This window comes from Actinacidiphila bryophytorum, from assembly GCF_016916835.1.
Taxonomy (GTDB): Bacteria; Actinomycetota; Actinomycetes; order Streptomycetales; family Streptomycetaceae; genus Actinacidiphila; species Actinacidiphila bryophytorum.
In genome coordinates this window covers 72816-96898 of sequence record NZ_JAFFIX010000011.1, presented here as the reverse complement: position 1 = coordinate 96898, position 24083 = coordinate 72816, and the positions used below count along the sequence as shown (strand labels likewise).

At 73.2% G+C, this 24083-nt stretch carries 25 protein-coding genes; 19 read left to right on the top strand and 6 right to left on the bottom strand.

All coding sequences use genetic code 11. The features are described from left to right. Positions 1-70: 70 nt before the first annotated feature. The 10 genes from JT723_RS18130 to JT723_RS18085 all read left to right on the top strand — a co-directional run bounded on the left by JT723_RS18130 (position 71) and on the right by JT723_RS18085 (position 9516). Positions 71-1087: an FKBP-type peptidyl-prolyl cis-trans isomerase gene (locus JT723_RS18130; protein ID WP_205045712.1), complete on the top strand. Its 1017-nt coding sequence runs from the start codon at positions 71-73 to the stop codon at positions 1085-1087. A gap of 38 nt (positions 1088-1125) precedes the next feature. Then, positions 1126-1497, top strand: coding sequence for an FKBP-type peptidyl-prolyl cis-trans isomerase (locus JT723_RS18125; protein ID WP_205045711.1), 372 nt, complete (start codon positions 1126-1128; stop codon positions 1495-1497). 233 nt (positions 1498-1730) lie between these two features. Further along, complete coding sequence (locus JT723_RS18120; protein WP_205045710.1) at positions 1731-2669, top strand: helix-turn-helix transcriptional regulator; 939 nt, start codon at positions 1731-1733, stop codon at positions 2667-2669. Between the two features lie 43 nt (positions 2670-2712). Next, a complete protein-coding gene (locus tag JT723_RS18115) occupies positions 2713-3669 on the top strand; it encodes a helix-turn-helix transcriptional regulator (protein WP_205045709.1) in 957 nt (318 codons plus the stop codon). Between the two features lie 10 nt (positions 3670-3679). Continuing rightward, complete coding sequence (locus JT723_RS18110; protein WP_205045708.1) at positions 3680-3925, top strand: CpXC domain-containing protein; 246 nt, start codon at positions 3680-3682, stop codon at positions 3923-3925. A gap of 11 nt (positions 3926-3936) precedes the next feature. Further along, a complete protein-coding gene (locus tag JT723_RS18105) occupies positions 3937-4140 on the top strand; it encodes a hypothetical protein (RefSeq protein WP_205045707.1) in 204 nt (67 codons plus the stop codon). A gap of 237 nt (positions 4141-4377) precedes the next feature. Continuing rightward, positions 4378-4659, top strand: a complete 282-nt coding sequence (tatA, locus tag JT723_RS18100) for a Sec-independent protein translocase subunit TatA (protein WP_205045706.1) — start codon at positions 4378-4380, stop codon at positions 4657-4659. Positions 4660-4762: 103 nt separating this feature from the next. After that, entirely contained in the window at positions 4763-5689 is a 927-nt protein-coding gene (tatC, locus tag JT723_RS18095; RefSeq protein ID WP_205045705.1) for a twin-arginine translocase subunit TatC, read from the top strand. Between the two features lie 17 nt (positions 5690-5706). Next, positions 5707-6594 carry a diacylglycerol kinase gene (locus JT723_RS18090; protein WP_205045704.1) on the top strand — a complete coding sequence of 296 codons (888 nt, stop codon included), beginning with the start codon at positions 5707-5709 and terminating at the stop codon, positions 6592-6594. A 96-nt stretch (positions 6595-6690) separates the two neighbouring features. Then, a complete protein-coding gene (locus tag JT723_RS18085) occupies positions 6691-9516 on the top strand; it encodes a DEAD/DEAH box helicase (RefSeq protein ID WP_205045843.1) in 2826 nt (941 codons plus the stop codon). A gap of 76 nt (positions 9517-9592) precedes the next feature. Here the strand turns inward: JT723_RS18085 and JT723_RS18080 are convergent, their stop codons facing one another. The 5 genes from JT723_RS18080 to JT723_RS18060 all read right to left on the bottom strand — a co-directional run bounded on the left by JT723_RS18080 (position 9593) and on the right by JT723_RS18060 (position 17270). Then, complete coding sequence (locus JT723_RS18080) at positions 9593-10171, bottom strand: hypothetical protein (RefSeq protein ID WP_205045703.1); 579 nt, start codon at positions 10169-10171, stop codon at positions 9593-9595. A gap of 72 nt (positions 10172-10243) precedes the next feature. After that, positions 10244-11878 carry an allophanate hydrolase gene (gene atzF / locus JT723_RS18075; protein ID WP_205045702.1) on the bottom strand — a complete coding sequence of 545 codons (1635 nt, stop codon included), beginning with the start codon at positions 11876-11878 and terminating at the stop codon, positions 10244-10246. Positions 11879-12289: 411 nt separating this feature from the next. Then, positions 12290-15835, bottom strand: a complete 3546-nt coding sequence (gene uca / locus JT723_RS18070) for an urea carboxylase (protein WP_205045701.1) — start codon at positions 15833-15835, stop codon at positions 12290-12292. After that, complete coding sequence (locus tag JT723_RS18065; protein WP_205045700.1) at positions 15832-16476, bottom strand: urea amidolyase associated protein UAAP2; 645 nt, start codon at positions 16474-16476, stop codon at positions 15832-15834. Before JT723_RS18065 ends, uca begins: the two co-directional genes overlap by 4 nt. Then, a complete protein-coding gene (locus JT723_RS18060) occupies positions 16473-17270 on the bottom strand; it encodes an urea amidolyase associated protein UAAP1 (protein WP_205045699.1) in 798 nt (265 codons plus the stop codon). Before JT723_RS18060 ends, JT723_RS18065 begins: the two co-directional genes overlap by 4 nt. Positions 17271-17414: 144 nt before the next feature. Between JT723_RS18060 and JT723_RS18055 the strand changes: the two genes are divergently transcribed. The 6 genes from JT723_RS18055 (at position 17415) to JT723_RS18035 (ending at position 19553) form a co-directional block, all read left to right on the top strand. After that, the gene (locus JT723_RS18055; protein ID WP_205045698.1) at positions 17415-18029 is read left to right on the top strand and encodes a TetR/AcrR family transcriptional regulator; all 615 of its coding nucleotides are present in this window, start codon (positions 17415-17417) and stop codon (positions 18027-18029) included. Between the two features lie 73 nt (positions 18030-18102). Beyond that, positions 18103-18453: an ArsR/SmtB family transcription factor gene (locus tag JT723_RS18050; RefSeq protein ID WP_205045697.1), complete on the top strand. Its 351-nt coding sequence runs from the start codon at positions 18103-18105 to the stop codon at positions 18451-18453. A gap of 44 nt (positions 18454-18497) precedes the next feature. Next, a complete protein-coding gene (locus tag JT723_RS18045) occupies positions 18498-18689 on the top strand; it encodes a hypothetical protein (RefSeq protein WP_205045696.1) in 192 nt (63 codons plus the stop codon). Next, a complete protein-coding gene (locus JT723_RS18040) occupies positions 18686-18937 on the top strand; it encodes a CDP-alcohol phosphatidyltransferase family protein (protein ID WP_205045695.1) in 252 nt (83 codons plus the stop codon). Before JT723_RS18045 ends, JT723_RS18040 begins: the two co-directional genes overlap by 4 nt. Then, on the top strand, positions 18922-19050 hold the full coding sequence (locus tag JT723_RS35805) for a hypothetical protein (RefSeq protein ID WP_265749687.1): 129 nt from the start codon (positions 18922-18924) through the stop codon (positions 19048-19050). Before JT723_RS18040 ends, JT723_RS35805 begins: the two co-directional genes overlap by 16 nt. Beyond that, positions 19047-19553: a hypothetical protein gene (locus JT723_RS18035; RefSeq protein WP_205045694.1), complete on the top strand. Its 507-nt coding sequence runs from the start codon at positions 19047-19049 to the stop codon at positions 19551-19553. Before JT723_RS35805 ends, JT723_RS18035 begins: the two co-directional genes overlap by 4 nt. Positions 19554-19580: 27 nt before the next feature. On the opposite strand, the gene JT723_RS18030 is transcribed toward JT723_RS18035, so the two are convergent. Then, positions 19581-21083, bottom strand: a complete 1503-nt coding sequence (locus tag JT723_RS18030; protein WP_205045693.1) for an amino acid permease — start codon at positions 21081-21083, stop codon at positions 19581-19583. A 268-nt stretch (positions 21084-21351) separates the two neighbouring features. On the opposite strand from JT723_RS18030, the gene JT723_RS18025 reads away from it, so the two are divergent. From JT723_RS18025 to JT723_RS18015, 3 genes are all read left to right on the top strand, one after another. After that, positions 21352-21996, top strand: coding sequence for a PadR family transcriptional regulator (locus JT723_RS18025; protein WP_205045692.1), 645 nt, complete (start codon positions 21352-21354; stop codon positions 21994-21996). A 235-nt stretch (positions 21997-22231) separates the two neighbouring features. Then, positions 22232-23299 carry an ATP-binding cassette domain-containing protein gene (locus tag JT723_RS18020; protein ID WP_205045691.1) on the top strand — a complete coding sequence of 356 codons (1068 nt, stop codon included), beginning with the start codon at positions 22232-22234 and terminating at the stop codon, positions 23297-23299. Continuing rightward, positions 23296-24075, top strand: coding sequence for an ABC transporter permease (locus JT723_RS18015; protein ID WP_205045690.1), 780 nt, complete (start codon positions 23296-23298; stop codon positions 24073-24075). The genes JT723_RS18020 and JT723_RS18015 overlap by 4 nt, the downstream gene beginning before the upstream one ends. The last annotated feature ends 8 nt before the right edge of the window (positions 24076-24083 follow it).

The following is a 24083-nucleotide window of genomic DNA, read 5'->3' as shown; positions in this document are numbered from 1 at the left end:
GGCACGCCGTAGGGTGTGGGGCGGTATCACCAACCTCCGACCCCGACACCTACCCGAACCGAGGGAATCCGTGCGCCGACGCTCCGCATTGCTCGCCGTGCCCGCGCTCATGCTCACCGCCGCCGGCTGCGGCAAGGACACCAAGAAGAGCGATTCAGCGGCCTCCAACTCGCCTTCGCCCTCGGACTCGCCGAGCGCGTCGCCCAGTGCCACGCCCAGTGCGACCCCCAGCACCAAGATCGTCAGCGGCCCGGTGCCCGCGGTCACCGGCGGCACCGCCTTCGGCTCCAAGCCGACCGTGGCCAAGGGCACCGGCACCCCGTCCACCGACCTCGCCGTCAAGACGCTGATCCCCGGCAAGGGTGCCGCGATCGCTTCCGGTGACATCGTTCAGGTGAACTATCTGGGCCAGGTGTGGAGCACCGCGAAGGTGTTCGACACCAACTTCGGCAAGGCGCCCTACGCCTTCCAGACCGGCACCCAGGCGGTCATCCCGGGCTTCGAGCAGGCGGTGATCGGCGCCAAGCAGAACAGCAGGGTCATCGCGGCCATCCCGCCGGCCCTCGGCTACGGCACGACGGGCAACGCCCAGGCCGGCATCAAGGGCACCGACACCCTGGTCTTCGTCGTGGACGTGCTCAACGTCTACACAGGCAAGGACTCGGCGAAGGGCACCGTCGTCCCGCAGACCGACGCGAACCTGCCCAAGGTCGGCACCAACACCGACGGCAAGGCCCCGTCGCTCACCGTGCCCAAGACCAAGGCGCCCACCAAGCTGGTCTCCAACTACGTGCTGGAGGGCGACGGCAAGGCGGTCAAGGCCAGCGACACCCTGGTCGTGCAGTACAAGGGCGTCCTGTGGGACACCGGCAAGGAGTTCGACTCCAGCTACTCCCGCAACCAGGTCACGCAGTTCCCGCTGTCCAGCGTCATCCCGGGGTGGACCCAGGGCCTGACCGGGAAGAAGGTCGGCAGCCGGGTCATGCTCGTGACGCCGCCCGCCCTGGCGTACAAGGACCAGGCCAACGGGCCGGTGCCGGCGAACGCGACGCTGGTCTTCTCGGTGGACATCATCGCGGTTCTGTAAGACTGTCCCGGTTGCCTGCAACCACAAGGAGCATCGAAGTGAGCATCGAGAAGCCCGAGATCGACTTCCCGGGCGGCGAACCGCCGGCCGACCTGGAGATCAAGGACATCTGGGAGGGCGACGGCCCGGTCGCGAAGGCGGGCGACACCGTCTCCGTCCACTACGTCGGCGTGGCCTTCTCCTCCGGTGAGGAGTTCGACGCCAGCTGGAACCGCGGCGCGCCGCTGCAGTTCAGGCTCGGCGTCGGCCAGGTCATCGCCGGCTGGGACCAGGGCGTGCAGGGCATGAAGGTCGGCGGGCGCCGCCAGCTGACCATCCCGGCCCACCTGGCCTACGGCGACCGCGGCGCCGGCGGCTCCATCAAGCCGGGCGAGACGCTGATCTTCGTCTGCGACCTGGTCGCGGTCTGACGCGGCGGTCCCCCCGGACACCACCGGGGGGACCGCTCTTCGATACGGTTCGTGTGTGACCGGTGGGGACGCGGTCCGACGGTACGCCTGGGTGAGCGAGCCGAAGGTCGCGCCGGTGTCGAAAGGGAGCACGCGCGGAGGTCCGTGAGGCACGAGCGGATCGAGCACGATCGACCGTCGACATCGGGTCTGAGCGACCGGAGGCGAGCGAACACAAGAGAAGGGGTGCGGGCGTGGCGATTGCCAAGGCCGAGCGGCTGATGAACCTGGCGCTGTGCCTGATGAACACCCGGCGTCCGGTCAGCAAGCGCGAGCTGCGAGCCTCCATCGAGGCCTACCACGAGGTCACCTCGGACGACTCCTTCAACCGGATGTTCGAGCGCGACAAGGACGACCTGCGCGAACTGGGCCTGGTCATCGACACCGTGGAGAACCTCGACGGCGAGTTCGGCTACCTCGCCCGCCGCGACCGCAACCGGCTGCCGGACATCGCGCTGGACCCCGAGGAGGCCGCCGCCCTCGCGCTGGCCGCGAAGGTCTGGCAGCAGGCCAGGCTCGCCGAGGCGGCCAGCGGTGCGCTGCAGAAGCTCCGCGCGGCCGGTGTGCCGTTCGAGGACACCCACAGCGCCCTCGAACCGCGCATCCCCACCCCCGAGCCGGCCTTCGAGGCGCTGATGCTGGCGACCCGGGAGCGGCGGGCCGTCGCCTTCGACTACCGCAAGGCCAACGCGGTGCGCCCCGAGCCGCGGCAGGTCGAGCCGTGGGCGCTGGAGTGCTGGCGCGGCCACTGGTACCTGGCCGGCTACGACCGGGACCGCGGGGCCGTGCGGGTCTTCCGGCTCTCGAGGATCAGCGGCCGGGTCAAGGCGCGCGGCGCCTTCACCGCCGAGGTGCCCGCGCACGTGGACGTACGCGAGACCGTCGCGCGCTGGGCGGGCGAGGGCGCCACCACCACCGCCACGATCCGGCTGCGCCGCGACAGCGGCTACCCGCTGCGGGCCAGGGCGGTGGCCACCACCCCGGTCGACGCCGACTGGGACGAGCTGGAGGTGCCCTACGGGCACGGCCTGGACGCGTGGCTCGCCGAGTTCGGCCCCGACGTGGTCGTGATGGCGCCGCAGGAGCTGCGCACCGAGGTGCTCGACCGGCTGCGTGCGGTGGCCAAGGGATGAGCGCGGGGCAGGGCAGGCAGGGCACGAGCAGGCGGGACACCGTATGAGCAACGCGATCGACCAGACCCGCAGGATGCTGTCGCTGGTCACCTATCTGCGCGAGCGGCCCGGCGCCCGGGTCAGCGAGGTCGCGCGGGCCTTCGGGGTCAGCGAGGCCGAGCTGATCGGCGACCTCAACGTCCTGCCGCTGTGCGGCACCAGCTTCCGCGGCGGCGACCTGCTCGACATCGACACCGACGGCGAGCGCATCTGGTGGCACAACCCGGGCACCGCCGACGACGTCGCCCAGCCGCTGCGGCTGGCCGCGGACGAGGCCACCGCGCTGCTGGTCGCCGCCCGTGCGGTGGCGAACCTGCCGGGCCTGCGGGACAGCGACCGGCAGGCGCTGCTGCGGGCCGGCACCAAGCTGGAGGCCGCCGCGGGCGAGGCGGCGGGCGGCAGCGGCCAGCTGTCGGTGACCTTCGAGGCCGAGGGCAGCGTCTTCGCGACCGTCGACCGGGCCATCACCGAGCGGCGCCGGCTGTGGATGCGCTACTACTCGCCGGCCCGCGACGCGCTCACCGAGCGGGAGGTCGACCCGATCCGGCTGTTCACCGTCGGCCACACCTACGTCGAGGGCTGGTGCCGGCTCTCGGAGGACCGGCGGACCTTCCGGCTGGACCGGGTCGCCGAGATCCGGCTGCTGGACGAGCCGTCCGACCCGCCGCGCATCGAGCCGCGCGACCTGTCGCAGGGCCTGGTGCAGCCCGCGGGCGACGACCCCGAGGTCGTCGTGGAGGTGGGTCCCGGCGGGCGCTGGGTCGCCGAGTACTACCCGCACGACAGCGCCGAGGAGCTGCCCGACGGCGGCCTGCGGATCACCCTGCGCACCCCCGACCCCGGTTCGCTGCGCCGGCTGGCGCTGCGGCTGGGCCGCGACGGCCGGATCGTCTCGCCCGCCGCGCTGGCCGGCGACGCGCGGGACGCGGCGGTGCTCGCCCTGGCCGGGTACGGGGAGTGAGGCGGCCCCGATGACGGCGACCCTTCCCCCGCCCGCCGCAGGACCGGTCGTCTTCCGGGCCGGCTGCCCGCACTGCAGGACCAGCTTCGAGCTGGGCGCCGACGACCTGCGGCTGGCCATCGGCGGCAGCGCCCGCACCACCTTCTACTCCTTCACCTGCCCCGAGTGCGGCGAGGCGGTGCGCAAGCCGGCGGGGGAGCGGATCGTGGAGCTGCTGACCGTCGGCGGCGTCCGTACGATGCGGCTCCAGCGGTAGGCTGCCGGACCATGTGGTGGATCTTCCTCAGCGTCGGCCTGGCCGCGGCGGGGCTCGCGGTGCTCGCCTTCTTCGCCGCCCGGGTCTTCACCGCGGTGCGCGAACTGGCCGCCCAGGTGGCCGCCAGCGGTGAGGCGCTGGCCGCCGCGGGGGACCGGCTGCAGCGGGCCGCGGCCCCGGTGGCGAGGCGGGCCGGCGAGATCACCCGCCGCTGAGCCTGCCGCGCAGCCGCAGGTGAAGGTACGCTGACCCGGCGACCCGAGCGGTCCCGGCACGATGTGGAACGGACCGCGGCAGGGCCGCAACCCGGTGGATTCCGGCGCATATTCCGGCGTTCACCGGTGCACGCTACGATCCTTGCGTATGCGGAAGCCGGAATTCGTCCGACCACCGGCCGCCGCAGACGTACCGCACGGACCACGCCGCCAACCCGGTGAGAAGGTAGACCCATCATGCTCGGCAATCTCAAGCCCCTTGAGCTCGTCCTGATCCTTCTCGTCGTCATCCTGCTCTTCGGCGCCAAGAAGCTGCCCGACATGGCCAGGTCGCTCGGCAAGTCGGCCCGCATCCTCAAGAGCGAGGCCAAGGCGATGAAGAACGACGACCCGACGCCCCCGGCCCAGTCCGGCACCGCCGCACAGGAGCAGGCGCCGACCCGTACGATCCAGGCCGCCCCCGGTGACACCGCGAGCGCCCGCCCGGTCGCCGACCAGGAGCGCACCACCACCAGCTGACCGGCCACCGGCCGCCGGCGCCCGCCGGCCGGCCGCAGGCTCCAGGGACACGACCAAGCCGAGACACGCTGCCGACGGCTGCCCGTACGAGACGAGGACGTGGGTGCTCAAGACTGCCCGCAAGCAGGAGAAGGACCCCGAGGGGCGGATGCCGCTCGCGGACCACCTGCGTGAGCTGCGCAACCGGCTGTTCAAGTCGGTGCTCGCGATCATCGTCATCACCGTCGTGGCGGCGTTCTTCTACAAGGACATCATCCACCTGCTGCAGCAGCGCATCCCGGACGGCGTGCAGTGCCGCACCAAGGGCGAGGCCGCGGGCAAGGTCGCGCAGGAGGCCTGCGCGCAGATGACCGTCAGCGGTCTGATGGGCGGCTTCTCCATCGCCCTGAAGGTCTCGCTGATGGCCGGCGTGGTCGGCGCGTCCCCGATCTGGCTCTACCAGCTGTGGGGCTTCCTCGCCCCCGGCCTGCACAAGAACGAGAAGCGCTACACGCTGGGCTTCGTCGGCGCCGGTGTGCCGCTCTTCCTCGGCGGCGCGGTGCTGGCGTACGAGATCCTGCCGCAGACCGCCAGGATCATGATCGGCTTCGTGCCGGACGACACCACCAACCTGCTGCCGCTTGACGACTTCCTCGACCTGGTGGTGCGGCTGGTCATCGTCTTCGGCCTGGCCTTCGAACTGCCGCTGGTGCTGGTGCTGCTGAACTTCACCGGCATGGTCACCGGCAAGCGCATGCTCGGCTGGTGGCGCGGCATGGTGATAGGCATCACCGTCTTCGCCGCGGTCGCCACGCCCACCGGCGACCCGCTCACCATGTGCCTGCTGGCCGCACCCATCGTGCTGCTGTACTTCATGGCCCTGGGCGTCTGCTTCTTCAACGACTCCCGGCGCGCCCGCCGCCGCGCGGCCGACCCGGACTTCGCGCTCGACCCGGACCAGGCCTCCAGCCTCGACCACATCCCCGAGCAGATCGACGCCGACTCCTCGCTGGACGACGGGCGCGGCGACGACTACGACGACGCGACCTGACGCCGCCGGCCCCACCCGTGACCACCGACATCACCCTGCTCGTCAACCCCACCGCCGGCCGCGGCCGCGGCGCGCTGGCCGCAGCACCCGCCACCGCCGCCCTGCGCGCGGCCGGCCTGACCGTAGGCACCGTCGTCGGCACCGACGCCGCCGACGCCCTGGAGCGGGCGCACAAGGCCGTGGACGGCGGCACCGGAGCCCTCGTGGCGGTCGGCGGCGACGGCATGGTCTCGCTCGCCCTGCAGGCGGTGGCCGGCACCGACACCCCGCTGGGCATCGTCGCGGCCGGCACCGGCAACGACTTCGCCCGGGTCAGCGGCCTGCCGGTGCGCAAGCCCGCCGCGGCCGGCACCGCGATAGCCGAGGCGCTGGCCGCCGGGCGCACCCGCGCGCTCGACCTCGGCAGGATCGGCGAGCGCTGGTTCGGCACCGTCCTGGCCTCCGGTTTCGACTCCCGGGTCAACGACCGGGGCAACCGGATGAGCTGGCCCAGGGGCCGCTTCAGGTACGACGCGGCGATGCTGGTCGAACTGGCGGCGCTGCGCCCCATCCACTACCGCGTGCAGTTCGACGACGCCCCCGAGCGGGAGCTGGACGCCACCTTGATCGCGGTCGGCAACGGCTCCTCCTACGGCGGCGGCATGCGGATGTGCGCCGACGCCGAGATGGACGACGGGCTCTTCGACATCTGCGTGGTCGGTCCGTGCAGCCGCCGCACCCTGCTGCGGGTCTTCCCGCTGGTCTACAGCGGCTCCCACCCGCGCCACCCGGTGGTCACCGTGCACCGCGCCGCCCGGGTCCGGCTGCACGCGGAGGGCGTCACCGGCTACGCCGACGGCGAGCGGGTCGGGCCGCTGCCGCTGGAGGCCGAGACCGTGCCCGGGGCGCTGCGGCTGCTGGTCTGAGCAGCGCGTCCGCCGCCGGGCGCCGGCAACCCTGCCCTCCGGAAGAAACAAAGATCACGCGGTGTGTCGGTGCCGCCGGGTAGGCTCATGAGCGAGATGACAGAAGACATGTCGCCAGCCGAGCGCTACGCCGCCAGCCGTCGCCGCGCCGCAGAGAACGCCACCGCACTCGCACAGTTCCGCGAGCTGTACGAGTTCGGCCTCGACCCGTTCCAGATAGAGGCCTGCCAGGCGCTGGAGGCCGGCAGCGGCGTCCTGGTCGCCGCCCCCACCGGATCGGGCAAGACCATCGTCGGCGAGTTCGCCGTCCACCTCGCACTCGCCGAGGGCCGCAAGTGCTTCTACACCACCCCGATCAAGGCCCTGTCCAACCAGAAGTACAACGACCTGGCCAAGCGGTACGGCGCAGAGAAGGTCGGCCTGCTCACCGGTGACAACAGCGTCAACGGCGACGCACCGGTGATCGTCATGACCACCGAGGTGCTGCGCAACATGCTCTACGCGGGCTCGGCCGCCCTCGACGGCCTCGGCTACGTGGTCATGGACGAGGTGCACTACCTCTCCGACCGCTTCCGCGGCGCCGTCTGGGAAGAGGTGATCATCCACCTCCCGCAGTCCGTCACCCTGGTCTCGCTGTCCGCGACCGTCTCCAACGCCGAGGAGTTCGGCGACTGGCTGGACACCGTACGCGGCGACACCGAGGTCATCGTCTCCGAGCACCGCCCCGTCCCGCTGTGGCAGCACGTCCTGGCAGGACGCCGGATGTACGACCTGTTCGAGGAGAAGGCCGGCGCGAGCGCCACCCGCGGCCGCCGCGAGGTCAACGCCGACCTCGAACGCCTCGCCCGCATGGAGAACCAGCGCAGCTACCACCCGCGGGCCAAGCGCGGCAAGGAAGCCGACCGCGAGCGGGAGCGCAGGGCGCGCAGCCGGGTCTGGACGCCCAGCCGCGCCGAGGTCATCGACCGGCTGGACAACGAGGGCCTGCTGCCCGCGATCACCTTCATCTTCAGCCGGGCCGGCTGCGAGGCCGCCGTGCAGCAGTGCCTCTTCGCCGGGCTGCGGCTGAACAACGACGAGGCCCGCATGCGGGTCCGCGCCATCGTCGAGGAGCGCACCCGCGCCATCCCCGACGAGGACCTGCACGTCCTCGGCTACTTCGAGTGGCTGGAAGGCCTGGAGCGCGGCATCGCCGCCCACCACGCCGGAATGCTGCCGGCCTTCAAGGAGGTCGTGGAGGAGCTGTTCGTCAAGGGCCTGGTCAAGGCGGTCTTCGCGACCGAGACCCTGGCACTGGGCATCAACATGCCGGCGCGCTCTGTGGTGCTGGAAAAGCTCGTCAAGTGGAACGGCGAGATGCACGCCGACATCACCCCCGGCGAGTACACCCAGCTCACCGGACGTGCCGGCCGCCGCGGCATCGACGTCGAGGGCCACGCCGTGGTGCTGTGGCAGCGCGGTTTCGACCCCGGCGCCGTCGCGGGCCTGGCCGGCACCCGGACGTATCCGCTGCGGTCGTCCTTCAAACCGTCGTACAACATGGCGGTCAACCTCGTCGGCCAGTTCGGCAGGCACCGCTCCCGCGAACTGCTGGAGACGTCCTTCGCGCAGTTCCAGGCCGACCGCTCGGTCGTCGGCATCTCCAAGCAGGTGCAGCGCAACGAGGAGGGGCTCGACGGCTACCAGCAGTCGATGACCTGCCACCTCGGCGACTTCGACGAGTACATGCGGCTCCGCAGGGAACTCAAGGACCGCGAGGCCGACCTGTCGCGGCAGGGCGCCGTCCAGCGCAGGGCCGCGGCCTCCGACGCGCTGGAGAAGCTCAAGCCCGGCGACATCATCCACGTCCCCGCGGGCAAGTACGCCGGCCTCGCCCTGGTCCTCGAACCCGGGGTGCCGGCCGGCCGCGCCGGCGGCCACCACCCGCGCGACGGCGAATACCACGACGGGCCGCGCCCGCTGGTGCTCACCGCCGAGCGCCAGGTCAAACGGCTGGCCCAGCTGGACTTCCCGGTGCCCGTCGAGGCGCTCGACCGCATGCGCATCCCCAAGTCGTTCAACCCGCGCAGCCCGCAGTCCCGCCGCGACCTGGCCTCCGCGATGCGCAGCAAGGCCGGCACCGCCGGCTGGGCGGTGCCCTCCCGGCACCGCAAGGAGCGCTCGCCCGCCGCCGACGACACCGAGATCGCCCGGCTGCGCGGCGCCATCCGCGCCCACCCCTGCCACGGCTGCGACGAGCGCGAGGACCACGCCCGCTGGGCCGAGCGCTACCACCGGCTGCGCCGCGACACCCAGCAGCTGGAGCGGCGCATCGAGGGCCGCACCAACACCATCGCCAGGACCTTCGACCGGGTCTGCGCCGTCCTGACCGAGCTGGACTACCTCAAGGGCGACCAGGTCACCCCCGAGGGCCGCCGGCTCGCCCGGCTGTACGGCGAGCTGGACCTGCTGGCCAGCGAGTGCCTGCGCGACGGGGTGTGGGACGGCCTGGGACCCGCGGAACTGGCCGCGTGCGCCTCGGCGCTGGTCTTCGAGTCCCGCCAGGCAGACGACGCGGCCGCCCCCAAGCTGCCCAGCGGCAACGCACGGGCGGCACTCGGCGAGATGGTACGCATCTGGGGCCGGCTCGACGCCCTGGAGGAGGACCACAAGATCAACCAGACCGAGGGCGTCGGCCAGCGCGAACCCGACCTGGGCTTCGCCTGGCCGGCCTACCGGTGGGCGTCGGGCCACAACCTCGACGCGGTGCTCACCGACGCCGACATGCCCGCCGGTGACTTCGTGCGCTGGTGCAAGCAGCTCATCGACGTGCTCGGCCAGATCGGCAATGCCGCACCCGACGACAGCCCCGTCCGGCGCAACGCCCGCAAGGCCGTGGACGGGCTGCTGCGGGGCGTCGTCGCCTACTCGTCCGTGGGGTGACACCCCGCCAGGTCCCGGCGGGCAGGAGAGCCCGCCGGGACCGCGCCGGGCGCAGGTCAGGTCAGACGGGCGCCGATCAGGTCAGACGGGTGCAGGTCAGCGACCCGGCCAGGGTGATCACACCGCCCGTGCCGCCGTAGTCCTGGGCGATCCGCAGGCCCTGCACCTTGACGGTCCACTGGCTGCCGCTCCTGCTCGCGGTCACACCCTCGGACTTCGAGGCCCGGCCCGAATACGCCTTGCCGTCCGGGGTGTTGAACAGCGCCACCTGCGTCGGGCTGGCCGCGGTCGTCGCGATGAAGGACGGGAAGATCTGCTTCTTGGCCAGCACGTCGGGCGTCGTCACGCCGATCAGCTTGCCGCCCTTGATCTCGCAGTTCACCCCGCCGGTGAAGTCGGCGCTGCCCGACACGTCGCCGGTGTAGTCCAGGTGGCCCTCCACCTTGCCGGGCGCCTTCGAGGGCGCCGCTGACGTACTCGCCGGCGCGCTGCTCGCACCGCCGTCCGCCGCCGTGCCCGTACCGCCCGCGGCGGCAGGCGACGACGTACCGGACTTCGCGTCGTCGGACTTGCTGTCCGAGGAGCAGCCGGACAGCGCGGTGGCCGCCAGGACGGCGGTGAGCGCGCCTGCGGTGAGTATCGTGCGGTGGCGCATGCGGCCGGTGTCCTCTCCCCGTGGGTCTGTGGTGCGGGACAGTGTACGTACCCGCGGTACGAACCCGCGGGTTCAGGTGCCGCTCCTGCCCAGGTAGCCGCGCCAGCCGCCGAACTCCGTGATGTCCCGCGCACCGGCCACCGCCGCCGGCTCGCACAGGAAGCCCGTCACCTCCTCGCCGTCCCGCAGCGCCACCCGGCCCAGGGCCATCGGCCGGGGCAGCGCCGCCAGCAGGGCGCCCAGCGCCGCCGGCGCCAGCTCCCACACCTCCGCCTCCACCGCGGCGCCCCCGGCCGGCACCCGCACCAGGCCCGGCTTGGGCGGCACCGTGTCCAGCGCGTACAGCCGGTAGTCCGGCGCGGTCGTGGTCTCCGCGGCCAGCCGCGCGCCCAGCGCCAGCAGTTGCGGGTTGAGCGGCTGCCCCGACAGGTGCGCCCCCACCACCGCGAGCCGCAGCGGCGGCTCCAGCAGCGCGGCCACCTCCGCGACGTGCTCGTCGCTGCCCGCCGCCCCCAGCAGCATCACCCCGAAGGGCCGCCCGTCCACCTCGCCCGCCGGCACCGCGACCGCGCACAGGTCCAGCAGGTTCGCCGAGTTCGTGAAACGGCCCAGCCGGGTGTTCGCGCCGACGGGGTCGGCCGCCACCTCCGCGAGCGTCGGATGCCCGGGTGTCGTCGGCAGCAGCAGCGCGTCCGCGTCCGCCAGCTCCGCCGCCGCACGCTCCCGCAGCGCCGCCAGCCGCTCGCGGTCCGCGAACAGCCGGTGCGCCGGCAGGTTCCGGGCCGCACGGATGATCCCCGCGACCGTCGGGTCGAGATCCGCAGTGCCGCGCTCGACGAAGGCGCCCACCGCGGTGTAGCGCTCCGCGACGAAGGCGCCGTCGTAGAGCAGCGACGCCGCCTGCGTGAAGGGCGCCAGGTCGATGGTCCGCAGCTGCGCGCCCGCGCCGGCCAGGCGCCCCTTCGCCCGCTCGAACGCCGCCGCCCAGCCGTCGTCCAGCTCGCCGAGCTGCGCCGTCGCCGGCACCGCCACCCGCCACGGCCCCGGGCGGCGCGGCGGCACCGGGCGCGCTGCTCTCAGCAGCGCCAGTGCCCTGCGGGCCGCTTCGAGGGTACGGGCGAAGACGCTCACGCAGTCCAGGCTCGCGCACGCCGGAACCACACCCCGCGTCGAGACCAGGCCGCGGGTCGGCTTGAGCCCCACGATGCCGTTGAAGGCCGCGGGGACGCGGCCCGAGCCCGCGGTGTCCGTGCCCAGCGCGATGTCCACGAAGCCCAGCGCCACGGCGACAGCGGAACCCGAACTGGAGCCGCCGGCCACGCGGTCCGCGGCCAGGGCGCTGCGCACCGCGCCGTAAGGGCTCCTGGTGCCGACCAGGCCGGTCGCGAACTGGTCCATGTTCGTCGTCCCCAGCACGATCGCGCCCGCGGCGCGCAGTGCCGCCACCGCGGGGGCGTCCGCCTGCGGTTCGTACGCGTACGACGGGCAGCCGGCCGTCGTCGGCAGGCCGTGGACGTCGATGTTGCCCTTCACGGCGAGGAGGCTTCCCGCCAACGGGAGCGGTTCGCCTGCGGCGAGCCTTGCATCGACCTCAGCCGCCTCGGCGGCGACCTCCTCTTGCGGGCGCAACCCGATCCACACGTCCGGCCTCCCGGCCCGGGCGATCTCCGCGTACGCCCCGCCCACCCTGCGCCCCGCCTGCCCCACTGCCTGGCCCTCCTCGCCGCTTGTCGCCACATGCTGTGGCGTTGCCTTCTTTCCGCCCGGTGGGCGTGACCCAGGCCCTGCCCCTTGCGGTGCGTTGCCTTCTTTCCGCCCGTGCGGGCTGGGCGCGCAGTTCCCCGCGCCCCTTCAGGTCCTGCCCCTTGCGGTGGGCTTTCGCCTTCCGGCCGGTGGGGGCTTGTCGCGCAGTTCCCCGCGCCCCTGGGTGGTGCCCTCTGTGCGCAGAGCCGGCGCTTTCAGGCGGCGCCCTCTGCGCAGGAGGGTGAGCGCTTTTCAGGGGCGCGGGGAACTGCGCGACAAGCTCCCACGCACCGAAAGGTGCGAGCCCACCGCAAGTGGCAATCACCTGCGCACCCTCCCGCCGAGGGAAAGGCGAAAGCCCACCGCAAGGGGCCGTCACACCGGGGCCAGGGTCAGCAGGGGCGAGCCGGGGGTGACCTGGTCGCCGGGGGTGACGTGGAGGGACGTGACGCGGCCTGTCATGGGGGCCAGGACCGGGGACTCCATCTTCATGGCCTCCAGGACGAGCAGCGGCTGGCCCTCGACGACCTGGTCGCCCGGCCTGACGGCGACCCGCCAGACCCCGGCGGCGAACTCCGCCTCCACGGCGCACCCCCCGTCGGGCACGGGCACCGCCGTGGGCGCCGCGGAAGGCGCGGCCACCGCCTCGGCCCGGGCGAATTCGCCGGCCTCCTCCCACGCCCGCCGCTCCGCGGCGAACGCGGCAGCCTGCCGCGTTCGAAATTCCGCGATCGGCCCCGCGTTCTCCGCGAGGAAGCGCTGGTGCGCGGCGAGCGCGAACTCCCCGTCCTCCACCCGCAGCGCGAGCCGCCCCGCGGCCATGTCGGCCCGCAGGTCGAGGAGTTCCTCCGCGCCGACCGGGTACCACCTGATCCGGTCGAAGAAGCGCAGCAGCCACGGCTGCCGTGGGTCGGTCCTGGCGTTCCAGACCTGGACGGTGCGGCCCACGAACTGGTAGCCGCCCGGCCCCTCCATGCCGTAGACGCACAGGTAGGCCCCGCCGATGCCGACGGAGTTCTCCGCGGTCCAGGTGCGGGCCGGGTTGTACTTGGTGGTGACGAGCCGGTGCCGCGGGTCGAGCGGGGTGGCGACGGGCGCGCCGAGGTAGACGTCGCCGAGGCCGAGGACGAGGTATTCCGCGTCGAAGACGGTGCGGTGGACGTCCTCGACGGCGTCGAGCCCGTTGATGCGGCGGATGAACTCGATGTTCCACGGGCACCAAGGCGCGTCGTCGCGGACGCCGGCCATGTAGCGGGAGATGGCCTCCCGGGTGGCCGGGTCGTCCCAGGACAGCGGGAGGTGGACGGTGCGGCTGGGCACGACGAGCTGGTCGGTGGGCGGCAGCGCGTCCTCGGCCTCGCGGACCAGGTCGAGGAGTTTGGCGGTCGGCATCTGCGCCGGGTCGACGTGGATCTGCAGCGAGCGGATGCCGGGCGTGAGGTCGACGACCCCGGGCAGTCGCCGGGCGGCGAGGTGTTCGGCGAGTGCGTGGACCCGCATCCGCAGGGCGAGGTCGAGCTGCATCGGCCCGTACTCGACGAGCAGGTTGTCGTCGCCGCTGCGGCGGTAGGTCACGGCGGGGCGCGCGGGGGTGGCGGCGGCGCGGTCGAGGACCCCGCCGTCGCCGAGCACGGGCCGGGAGGGCACGGGGGTGGTGGCGGGGGAGGTGCGCAGCGCGGCGGCCGCGTCCTCGGTGACGGGTACGAAGCGCACGGTGTCGCCGGGCCGCAGCTGGCCCAGTTTCCAGCGCTGCCCTGTGACGACGGTGGCCGGGCAGACGAAGCCGCCGAGGGACGGGCCGTCGGGGCCGAGCAGCACCGGCATGTCGCCGGTGAAGTCGACGGCGCCGACGGAGTAGGGCGTGTCGTGGATGTTGGAGGGGTGCAGGCCGGCTTCGCCGCCGTCGCCGCGCGCCCAGCGCGGTTTGGGGCCGACGAGGCGTACCCCGGTGCGGGCCGAGTTGAAGTGGACGCTCCAGGAGGCCGCGTAGAAGTCCCTGATGTCGTCCTCGGTGAAGAACTCCGGTGCCGCGTGCGGCCCTTCGACCGCGCCGATCGCCCACTGCGTGCCGATCGCGGGGCGCCGCGCGGGCGGTACGGGCCGCCCGTCGGCGGTGCCGCCGCCGTGCAGGACGTCGGTCGCGCGCAGCGCCCGCCCGCCGTGCCCGCCGAACCTGCCGAGGGTGAAGGTGGCGGCGCTGCCGAGGAATCGGGGCAGGTCGAGGCCGCCGGCCAGCAGGACGTACGTGCGCAAGCCGGCCTCCTGCGGCGCCCCGACGTCGAGGACCGCGCCGGCCGGCACGGTCACCGGCTCCCACTGCGGCACCGGCAGCCCGTCGACGGTGACCGGTGCGGGGGCGCCGGTGACGCAGACCGTGGTGGCGTGGCTGAAGCGCAACGCCGGTCCCTGCAAGGTGCATTCGAGCCCGGCGGCGCCTTCGCCGTTGCCCAGCGCCTCGTTGCCGAGCCGGAAGGACAGGTCGTCCATCGGCCCGCAGGGCGGCACCCCGACGTGCCACAGGCCGGTGCGGCCGGGCCAGTCCTGGACGGTGGTCATCGTGCCGGCGCGCACCACGTCGATCCGCCGGGAGCCGTCCGTGACGCCGTCGAGGGTCGCGGTGCTGTGGGTGGCGGCCCGCAGGTCGGGGTTGCCGAGGGCGGCCCGCAGCAGCCCGAGGTTGGTCTCGATGCCGTCGATGCGGGTGGCGGCCAGTGCGTCGGCGAGTGCGGCGAGCGCCGTGTCGCGGTCGGCGCCGTGTGCGACGACCTTGGCGAGCATCGGGTCGTAGGAGGTGGTGACCTCGGTGCCGGTCTCGACCCAGGTGTCGACGCGCACGCCGGGGGGAAAGGCGACCCGGGTGAGCACCCCGGCGCTCGGCCGGTGCCCGCGCGCCGGGTCCTCGGCGTAGATCCGCGCCTCGACGGCGTGCCCGGAGGGCGGGGGCGGCTCGTCGGGGACGGTGCCGTCCTGGGCGAGCCGCAGCATCCACTCGACCAGGTCGACGCCGTAGGTCTCCTCGGTGACCGGGTGTTCGACCTGCAGCCGGGTGTTGACCTCCAGGAAGTAGGCCTCGGCGCGCTCGGCGTCGTAGACGAACTCCACGGTGCCCGCCGAGCGGTAGCCGACCGAGGAGCACAACTGCCGTGCGCTGTCGTGCAGCCGGCGGCGTACGGCGGCGGGCAGGCCGGGGGCGGGGGCCTCTTCGAGCACCTTCTGGTGGCGGCGCTGGAGCGAGCAGTCGCGGTCGCCGAGCACGGCGACCTTGCCGCGGCCGTCGCCGAAGACCTGCACCTCGACATGCCGGGCACGCTCCACGAGGCGTTCGAGGAAGACCCCGGCGGAGGAGAAGCCGGCGGCTGCCGCGCGCTGTACCGGCTCCCAGGCGGCGGTCAGTTCACCCGCCGAGTGGCAGGCGCGCATGCCGATGCCGCCACCGCCGCCGGTGGCCTTGAGCATCACCGGATAGCCGAGCCGGTCCGCGGCGGCCAGTGCCGCGTCCAGGTCGGGCAGCAGTCCGGTGCCGGGCAGCAGCGGCACACCGGCCGCCTCGGCGGCGGCCCGTGCGGTGTGCTTGGCGCCGAAGACGTCCAGGTGCTGCGGCTGCGGGCCGACGAAGGCCAGGCCCGCGGCCTCGCACCGGCGGGCGAAGTCCGCGTCCTCCGAGAGGAATCCGTAGCCCGGGTGGACCGCGCCCGCACCGGTCGTGGCGGCGGCGGCGAGGACCGCGCCGACGTCCAGGTAGCTGGACGCGGCCGGCGCGGGTCCCAACCGGACGGCGGTGTCGGCGAGGTGGACGTGCGGGGCGCCGCGGTCGGGGTCGGAGAAGACCGCGACGGTGCGCAGGCCCATGCGGCGGGCGGTGCGGATGATCCGGGCGGCGATCTCGCCCCGGTTGGCGACCAGCAGCGTGTCGAAGGTCATCCGCGGACCTCCGCCGCCGCGGTGCCTCCGGGTGCTTCCGGCGGCTGAGGGCCGGTGACCGTCATGCGGACGGGAGTCGGGTCGAAGCCGTTGCAGGGGTTGTTGATCTGCGGGCAGTTGGAGACCAGCACCAGCACGTCGGTCTCGGCGCGCAGCACCACTTCGAGGCCGGGTGCCGACCTGCCGTCCACGATGCCGAGGGTGCCGTCGTCCTCGACGGGCACGTTCATGTACCAGTTGACGTTGCTGACCAGGTCGCGCTTGCCGAGCCCCCAACGGGCGCCCTCGGCGAGGAAGTTCTCCACGCAGGCGTGCTGCGACCACGTGTGGTGGCCGTAGCGCAGGGTGTTGGACTCCTTCGAGCACGCGCCGGCGATCGTGTCGTGCCCGCCGCAGCCGTCCGCGACGACCGTCATCAGCGGGGTGTGCTCGGTGGACAGCAGCACGCTGCCGGTGGTGAGGAAGATGTTGCCCTGCGCCTGGATCGTGTCGGGCGCGCTGTAGCGGACGGCGGTGTCGTGGGCGTCGTAGGCCAGGAAGTCGACGGCCTGGTTGCCGTGCAGGTCGGTGACGGTGAGCAGGCCGCCCGCCGGTATCACCGCCGACCAGGGCGCGCGGGCGGGTACGGTCACGGCGGTCATCGCAGCCCCCTGGCGGCCAGGTGCTCCGCGGTGTTCAGGAACGCCCTGCGGCCTTCGGGTGTGGCGTCCCACAGGGGGTCCTGCGGCCCGGTCGGCGCACCGGCCTTGGCGCGTACCTCCAGCGGCCCGCACACATAGGCGGGCCGCGGGTCCAGCGGGTGCGGCACGTTCGCCAGCAGTACGGTCAGCGGCTGCTCGGCCCGCAGCGTCACCGCGGTGCCGGGGCCTGCGGAGCCGATGAACTCCAGGGCGCCGTCCGGCTCGACGCGCACGCCCTGGAAGAAGGACAGCGACGGCGGCAGGTCGCGCGGCCCCAGCCCCTGCTTGGCCGCGGCCAGCAGGAACAGCTCGCGCCCCGCGGGGGAGCCGCCGTGCGCGGAACCGTCCCCGTAGCGCGTGGTGTTGCGCGCCGCCGACGACGTACCGCACAGCGTGTCGTGCCGGCCGCTGGTGTCCGCGACCAGCGAGGCGAGCACCCTGCCCTGGTCCGACAGCAGCAGCCGTCCCGCGCCCAGGTAGGCGTTCCACTGCACCTTCACCGTGTCCGCGACGTTCAGCCGCTCCCACGGGCGGCCCTCGGCGAACAGCAGCAGGTGCGCGCACGCGGTGCCGGTGGGGTCGGCGAGCCGCAGTTCCGTGCCGCGGGCCAGCACCTTGTGGGTGTAGCCGCCGCCCGCGACCGTCTCGGCCCACACCAGCCCGTCCGGTGCGGGCACCAGCGGCATCGCGGCCGCGCGCCTGCCGTCCTGCGCCCTGGCATGGTCCCGGGCGCCGTACGTCGTCCCTGTCGCCACCGTGCACCTCCCATTTCTGTCGTGCGACAGAAATTAGGCGGCGGCCGATTCCAGGCGGTTGCCCGGGTGTTGCGCGCCGGTTACCGGCCGCTCACCGGCGCCGCCCCGCGTGGGCGCGGTCCCGCGCTGTGCGACGATCGCCGGATGAGTACGAGCGGACGGCGCGTCGGGCGGCCCAGGGCGCAGCAGCGGCCCGACACCGGGATGAGCCCGCGTCAGGAACTCCTGGCCGCCGCCGCGGAGCTCTTCACCACCCGCGGCTACACCGCGACCACGACCCGGGCGGTCGCGGAACGCGCCGGCATGCGGCAGGCCTCGATGTACCACTACGTCGGCGGCAAGGAGGACCTGCTCGCCGAACTGCTGGAGAGCACGGTCACGCCGTCCCTCGCGCTCGCCGGGAAGCTCCTCGCCGACACCGGCAGGCCCGCCGAGCGGCGGTTGTGGGAGCTGTGCAGGGCCGACGTCGCGCTGCTGTGCTCCGAGCCGCACAACCTCGGCGTCCTCTACCTCCTGCCCGAGGTGCGGTCCGACCGCTTCACGTCCTTCCGCGACGCGAGGGCCGGTTTGAAGTCCGCCTACGCCGCCCTGCTGGCCGCAACCGACGCCGCCGCCGGCCTGCCTCCCGACGAGCTGGCCGTCCGCACGGACCTGGTCTTCGCGCTGATCGAGGCCGTCATCCTCATCCCCCGCCCCACCGCCGCGTCCCTCCCCACGGCCACGGCCGACGCTGCCCTCCGTATCACCGGCGCCCGCTGAACCCCGCATGACCGGCACCTTTGAGACTCGCGCTACACATGCCAACATTTCTTAGCATGTGCATAGGGGGAATATGGAGACCTCGGATCTGACCGGAGACGAGCTGCTTCAGGTGCTGTCCACGCTCGCCAGCCCGCACCGGATGCGGGTGCTCGCCGCCCTCGTCGAGGGACGCGCGTACGTATCGCAGCTGGCCCGGCACCTCGGCATCAGCCGCGCACTGCTCCAGGTGCACCTCCGCAAGCTGGAGAAGGCCGGGCTCGTCACCGCGCAGCTCGAACTGTCCGACGAGGGCAAGGCCTTGAAGTTCTACGAGGCGGCACCCTTCGTGCTCCACCTCACCCCGGGATCGATCGCCACCGCAGCGGCGACCCTGACCGACCCCGCGGCCGACCACGGCGCCGCACCGAAAGGATCCGAGTAACGGACATCGCAGCAACCGCCGCCCTCGTCACGGCCGGGGCCATCGTGATCGCAGTGATCTGGTTCGTGGCGACCCGGCTGCGTTCCGCCGACGACGTCCGCAACCGCGAGGTCGCCGCGCGCGGCACCGACGCGCAGGAGGAGACGAACCAGAAGCTCAGCGACGTCCAGGCGCAGCTGGCCGACATGAACCAGCGGCTCACGCAGGTCCAACGCATCCTCCAGGACGCGGAATGACCACCGCCGGCCTCGCGCGCCCGCCCGTCGGCACCGGCGGGATCACCGTCGCCAACGTGCCCAACGCCGTCACCCTGGTACGCACCGCCGCCGCCGTCTCCCTGGCCACGACCGCGATCACCACCAGGAGCACCGCCCTGCTCGTCGCGGCCTACCTGACCTACTGGGCCGGGGACATACCCGACGGGCTCCTGGCCCGGAGGCTCGGTCAGGAGACCCGGGTGGGCGGGTCGTGCTCATCACGGTGAGCACGGCGCCGCTGGCCCCGACCCTGCTGGCCGCCGCCGTGACCGCGGTCAAGCTGGCCTCCCTCGTGGCGCTGCTGCGCCTGCCCGACCCGCCCGCCCCGGCCGCACCGTGATCGCCGGATACGCCACCACGCTGCTGGTCGGCGCGCTCTCGGCCGTCCTCCCCGTGACGCCGGTCGAGCCCTACGTGATCGCCGTCGTCACCACCACAGGTGACGCCGCCTGGCTGGTGGGCACCGTTGCCGGGGCCGGCCAGACCGCGGGCGAACTGATCGTCTTCCTTGCCGTGCGCGGCACTTTGCGCTCGGTATGGATCAGGGGACGCCTCACCCGGGCCGAAGGCGCGTCGCGGTCGGCGACCCCGGCGCCGCCCGGCAGGTTCAGACGCTGGACCACCGCGGCGACCGCCCGCCTCGACCGCCCGCGGCAGGCCGCCGCCGTCCTCTTCACCAGCGCGGTCACCGGCCTGCCCCCATTGCTCCTCACCAGCGCGTACGCAGCCCGTACGCCGATGAGTGCGGCCGTCTTCAGCGCCACCTGCCTCACCGGCCGCACGATCAGGTTCACCCTGGTCGCGTCGGCTCCCGGCCTCCTCCACGCCCTCCACCTCGTGTGAGGGTGCCGGGGGCACGCCCGCTGCGGGTCAGCGGGTGCGGCGGACGGCACGCCAGGCGGCGCCGAGGGCCAGTGCGGCGGCCAGGAAGAGCAGGGTGAACCACTGGAAGTACCAGTGCGTGCCCGAGGGGTCGTAGACCGCGGAGCGCGGCCAGGCGAGGTTGACGGTCATCGCGAGGCCGTAGAGGAGGGCCGCGGCGTTGACCGGGACGCCCCAGCGGCCCAGGGAGAAGACGGGTGCGCCGGACTCGTCGAGGGCGGGCGGCAGCGGGGAGCGCAGGCGGCGCCACAGCAGGGGGCCGGTCACCATCGAGTAGGCCAGGTAGAGCATCACGATGCACGTCGTGCCGATGGCGAGCCACGCCTCGGGTGAGGCGAACGCGATGAGCAGCAGGGCGGCGGAGAGCACGCCGACGACGAGTGCGGGCACCGCGGGCTGCCCGGTGCGGGGGGAGACGCGGGAGAGCGCGGGGGACAACGGCAGGGCGCGGTCGCGGGCCATCGAGAAGAGCATCCGGGTCGCCGACGTCTGGATGGCCAGCGTGGCGACCGCCACCGCGAGGGCCACGTCGCACAGCAGGGCGCGGCCGAGCCCGCTGCCGAGCCGGCTGGTGAGGACGTAGGAGAGCCCGTCGGTGCCGAGCCGGCCGTCGGTGAGGCTGGGGGCGGCGAGCAGCGCGGCCAGCACGAGCAGCGAGGCCAGGACGCCGGCCGCGGTGAGCGCGGTGAGGATCGTGCGCGGCGCGACCCGCCGCGGATGCCGGGTCTCCTCGCTCATCTCGCCCGCGCTGTCGAAGCCGATCATGACGTAGGCGGCGGCGAAGGAGCCGACCAGCAGGGCGGATCCGCCGCCCCCGGTGTGCACGGTGACCGCGGGGGAGCGGTCGGCGTGGGTGAGCAGCAGGACGACGATCAGGACGGCGCCGGCGATCTCCGCGGTCACCCCGATCCGGTTGACCAGGGACATGACCTTGTTGTCGAGCAGGTTCACCGCGGTGGTGAGCACGAGCAGCACGATGCCGAGGACGGCCGCGTTGGCGGCGCCGTCGGAGGACACCGGCGAGGTGTCGGTGCCGACGAACTGGAAGCCGGACCAGACGGCGGGCAGCACGACCTGCAGCGCGAGCGCCGCCGCCGCGACGACCACGATCTGCCCGAGCACCATGATCCAGCCGGCGTACCAGCCGAAGACGGCGTTGCTGAGCCGGCTGGACCACTGGTAGATGGCGCCGGATATCGGGTAGCGGGCGGCGAGTTCGGCGAAGCAGGCGGCCACGAGGAGCTGGCCGAGCAGGACGGCGGGCCAGGTCCAGAAGAAGCGCGGCCCGCCGAAGGAGTAGCCGAAGGCGAAGAACTGGAAGACGGTGGTCAGTACCGAGATGAAGGAGAAGCCGGCCGCGAAGGAGGCGTAGCGGCCGAGGCTGCGGTGCAGTTCCTGGCGGTAGCCGAAGCCGGCGAGCCCCGCGGTGTCCTCGGGGCCGTGCTGGTCGGGCGGTTGTGAACGGGCGTCCGATGGTGCGGTGGCGGTCATGGTCCGGCCCCCTGGGTCAGGTATTCCTGTCGATCGACAGAAATTAGGGAGCCGTTGTTTCGCCGGCATGACGCGGCCATGTCGGGCGCGGGCCGAAGTGCTCACGGGGCGCGTTCCGGCTCGCGATATATCCCGGCGATCGAAATTCGCGATACATCGTGGTTGCCGGACCGGTCCAGACGCGATATGTTCGGCCACGGATATACGGCAGCGGATGCCGCACCGGAGAGCGGTTGCGGACGAGGGGCGACGGAGGCGAGGGAGTGCGATGAAGCGCCGCAAACTGTCCAACCCGCTGGCCCTCGCGGTCATGGTGCTGCTCAGCGAACGCCCGATGCACCCCTACGAGATCGCCCGGGTGCTGCGGCAGCGCGGCAAGGAACACAGCATCAAGATCAACTACGGCTCGCTCTACACCGTGGTCCAGAACCTGGAGAAGCACGGCTTCGTGACCGTCGCCGACGTCCAGCGGCAGGGCAACCGCCCCGAGCGCACCCTGTACGGGCTCACCGACGAGGGCCGGGTCGAGATGCACGACTGGCTCGCCGACGTGGTCGCCGTACCGGCGCAGGAGTACCCGGCCTTCGAGGCCGGCCTGTCGCTGATCGGGGCACTGCACCCGGACGAGGCGGTGGAGCTGCTCACCGAGCGGGCCGCGGCTCTCGAAGTCCAGGCCGCCGGCCTGCGCGGGGTGCTGGCCAAACTCGGCGACGAGCTGCCCCGGCTCTTCCTGCTGGAGACCGACCACAAGGCCCGCATGATCGAGGCGCAGGCCGGCTGGATCCGCGACCTGCTCGCCGAGATCGCCGCGGGTGACCTGGCCGGCTTCGACGAGTGGCGCAGCTGGCACGAGACCGGCGACATCCCGGAGGGCTGGTCGCAGTTGGAGGAGCAGCTTCTCGACACCACCTGACCAGGCACCGGCCTGACATGACCCCGGCGCCCGCTGCTGCAACAGCGGACGCCGGAACGCGAACCACCGACCGGACACCCGCGGCAGCGGACGTCGGACGATCGAGGTGCGGCACACCCACGATAGCCCGGCTCCTCCCCGCAGGCGCTCCGGTGACCCGGCCCGCCCACGGGCCGGCCCAGCCGCCGGCCCGCCGGCCGGCCCACCGCACGCCCAGACCCGGAGGAGCACCACCATGACCACCGCAGCGCCCGCCGTCGAGGCGGCCGGGCTGACCAAGACCTACCCCGGCGGGGTGAGAGCCCTGGACGGCATGGGCGTCACCGTCGCCGCGGGCACCGTCTTCGGACTGCTCGGCCCCAACGGCGCGGGCAAGTCCACCACGGTCAAGATCCTCACCACCCTGGCCCGCCCCGACAGCGGCACCGCCCTGGTCGCGGGGCACGACGCGCTGCGCCACCCCGACCGGGTGCGCCGGGCGATCGGCGTCGTGGCGCAGAAGTCCGGGGCCGACCCGGTCGCCACCGGGCGGGAGAACCTGCTGCTCCAGGGGCGGCTGTACGGCCGGCGCGGCCCGGAGGTCGGGCGCCGAGCCGATGAGTTGCTCGAACGCTTCGACCTGGCCGACGCCGGCCGCCGCCTGGTGCGTACGTACTCCGGCGGCATGCAGCGCCGGCTGGACGTGGCGCTGGGCCTGATGCACCGCCCGCAGGTCCTCTTCCTGGACGAGCCGACGACCGGCCTCGACCCCGAGGCGCGCACCGCGATGTGGGAGGAGATCGCCCGGCTGGCGGGCGAGGAGGGCCTGACCATCGTGCTCACCACGCACTACCTGGAGGAGGCCGACCGGCTCGCCGAGCGGATCGCGATCGTCGACCGCGGCCGGGTGGTCGCCGAGGGCACCCCCGACGAGCTGAAGGGCGAACTGCACGGCGACGCCGTCCACGTGGAGCTGGGCGACACCCCCGACGAGGTCGACGCCCGGCTGCTGGCCACCGCACTGGGCGAGTTCGCCGCGGTGCGCGAGGTGGCCGTCGACGGCCGGCGGCTCAGCGCCCGCGCCGACGACGGACCCGCCGCCGTACCACACGTGCTGGCCGTACTCGAACAGCAGGGCGCCGCGGTGGCGTCGGTGACCGTGGCCAGGCCGTCGCTGGACGACGTCTACCTGCGGTACGCCGGGCGGCGGTTCGCCGACGCCGACAGCGGTACGGGGGCGAGCACCGGCGGCGGTACGGGCGGTCCTGGCGGTACGGACGTCGAGCCCGCGGCCCCCGCGGCCGGAAGGGCGGGCGCCCGATGAGCACCGAAACCCTGTACCAGACCTGGTATATGACGCAGCGCCAGCTCACCGCGATCCTGCGTCAGCCGATCTTCCTGGTCGTCACCCTGGTCCAACCGGTCATCTGGCTCTTCCTGTTCGGCTCGCTCTTCCGCAAGGTGGTCGAACTCCCCGGCTTCGGCGCCGGGTCGTACCTGGACTACCTGGTGCCCGGCGTGGTCGTGATGAGCGCGGTGTCCTCCAACATGTGGGCCGGCATGGGCACGTTGGAGGAGATCGAGCGCGGCACCCTCAACCGCTTCCTGACCACTCCGGTCAGCCGGGCCGCGCTGATGAACGCCAACGTGGTGCAGCAGGGCGTCAGCACCGCAGCCCAGTCGGTGCTGATCGTGCTGCTCGGCAAGCTCGGCGGCGCCGACTACCCCGGCGGCGTCGGCGGGCTGCTCGTCCTGCTGGTCGCGTCCGTGCTGCTGGGCACGGTCTTCGGAGCCGGCTCCAACGCGGTGGGCATGCTGGTCAGGCAGCGGGAGAGCATCATCGGCATCAACACCTTCCTGCTGCTGCCGCTGACCTTCCTGTCCTCGGCCTTCATGGCACCCGGGCTGATGCCCTCGTGGATGCGGCACGTCGCCGACGGCAACCCGGTCAACTGGGCGCTGGTCGCCGGGCGTTCGGCGATGTCCGCGGACCCGGACTGGGGCGACGTGCTCACCCGCGGCGGCGCCCTGCTGGCCCTTGCGGTGGTCGCGGTGTGGCTGTCCACCCGCACCTTCCGCTCCTACCAGCAGTCCGTCTGACCCCCTCG

Bases quoted from the DNA above. Each gene is read 5' to 3' on its own strand.
- JT723_RS18020 (WP_205045691.1), top strand. From the start codon at position 22,232: ATGACCACCGCAGCGCCCGCCGTCGAGGCGGCCGGGCTGACCAAGACC.
- JT723_RS18085 (WP_205045843.1), top strand. From the start codon at position 6,691: ATGACAGAAGACATGTCGCCAGCCGAGCGCTACGCCGCCAGCCGTCGC.
- JT723_RS18115 (WP_205045709.1), top strand. From the start codon at position 2,713: ATGAGCAACGCGATCGACCAGACCCGCAGGATGCTGTCGCTGGTCACC.
- JT723_RS18080 (WP_205045703.1), bottom strand. From the start codon at position 10,171: ATGCGCCACCGCACGATACTCACCGCAGGCGCGCTCACCGCCGTCCTG.
- JT723_RS18015 (WP_205045690.1), top strand. From the start codon at position 23,296: ATGAGCACCGAAACCCTGTACCAGACCTGGTATATGACGCAGCGCCAG.
- JT723_RS18025 (WP_205045692.1), top strand. From the start codon at position 21,352: ATGAAGCGCCGCAAACTGTCCAACCCGCTGGCCCTCGCGGTCATGGTG.
- JT723_RS18065 (WP_205045700.1), bottom strand. From the start codon at position 16,476: ATGACCGCCGTGACCGTACCCGCCCGCGCGCCCTGGTCGGCGGTGATA.
- JT723_RS18040 (WP_205045695.1), top strand. From the start codon at position 18,686: ATGACCACCGCCGGCCTCGCGCGCCCGCCCGTCGGCACCGGCGGGATC.
- JT723_RS18110 (WP_205045708.1), top strand. From the start codon at position 3,680: ATGACGGCGACCCTTCCCCCGCCCGCCGCAGGACCGGTCGTCTTCCGG.
- JT723_RS18030 (WP_205045693.1), bottom strand. From the start codon at position 21,083: ATGACCGCCACCGCACCATCGGACGCCCGTTCACAACCGCCCGACCAG.
- tatA (WP_205045706.1), top strand. From the start codon at position 4,378: ATGCTCGGCAATCTCAAGCCCCTTGAGCTCGTCCTGATCCTTCTCGTC.
- JT723_RS18050 (WP_205045697.1), top strand. From the start codon at position 18,103: ATGGAGACCTCGGATCTGACCGGAGACGAGCTGCTTCAGGTGCTGTCC.
- uca (WP_205045701.1), bottom strand. From the start codon at position 15,835: ATGACCTTCGACACGCTGCTGGTCGCCAACCGGGGCGAGATCGCCGCC.
- JT723_RS18055 (WP_205045698.1), top strand. From the start codon at position 17,415: ATGAGTACGAGCGGACGGCGCGTCGGGCGGCCCAGGGCGCAGCAGCGG.
- JT723_RS18105 (WP_205045707.1), top strand. From the start codon at position 3,937: ATGTGGTGGATCTTCCTCAGCGTCGGCCTGGCCGCGGCGGGGCTCGCG.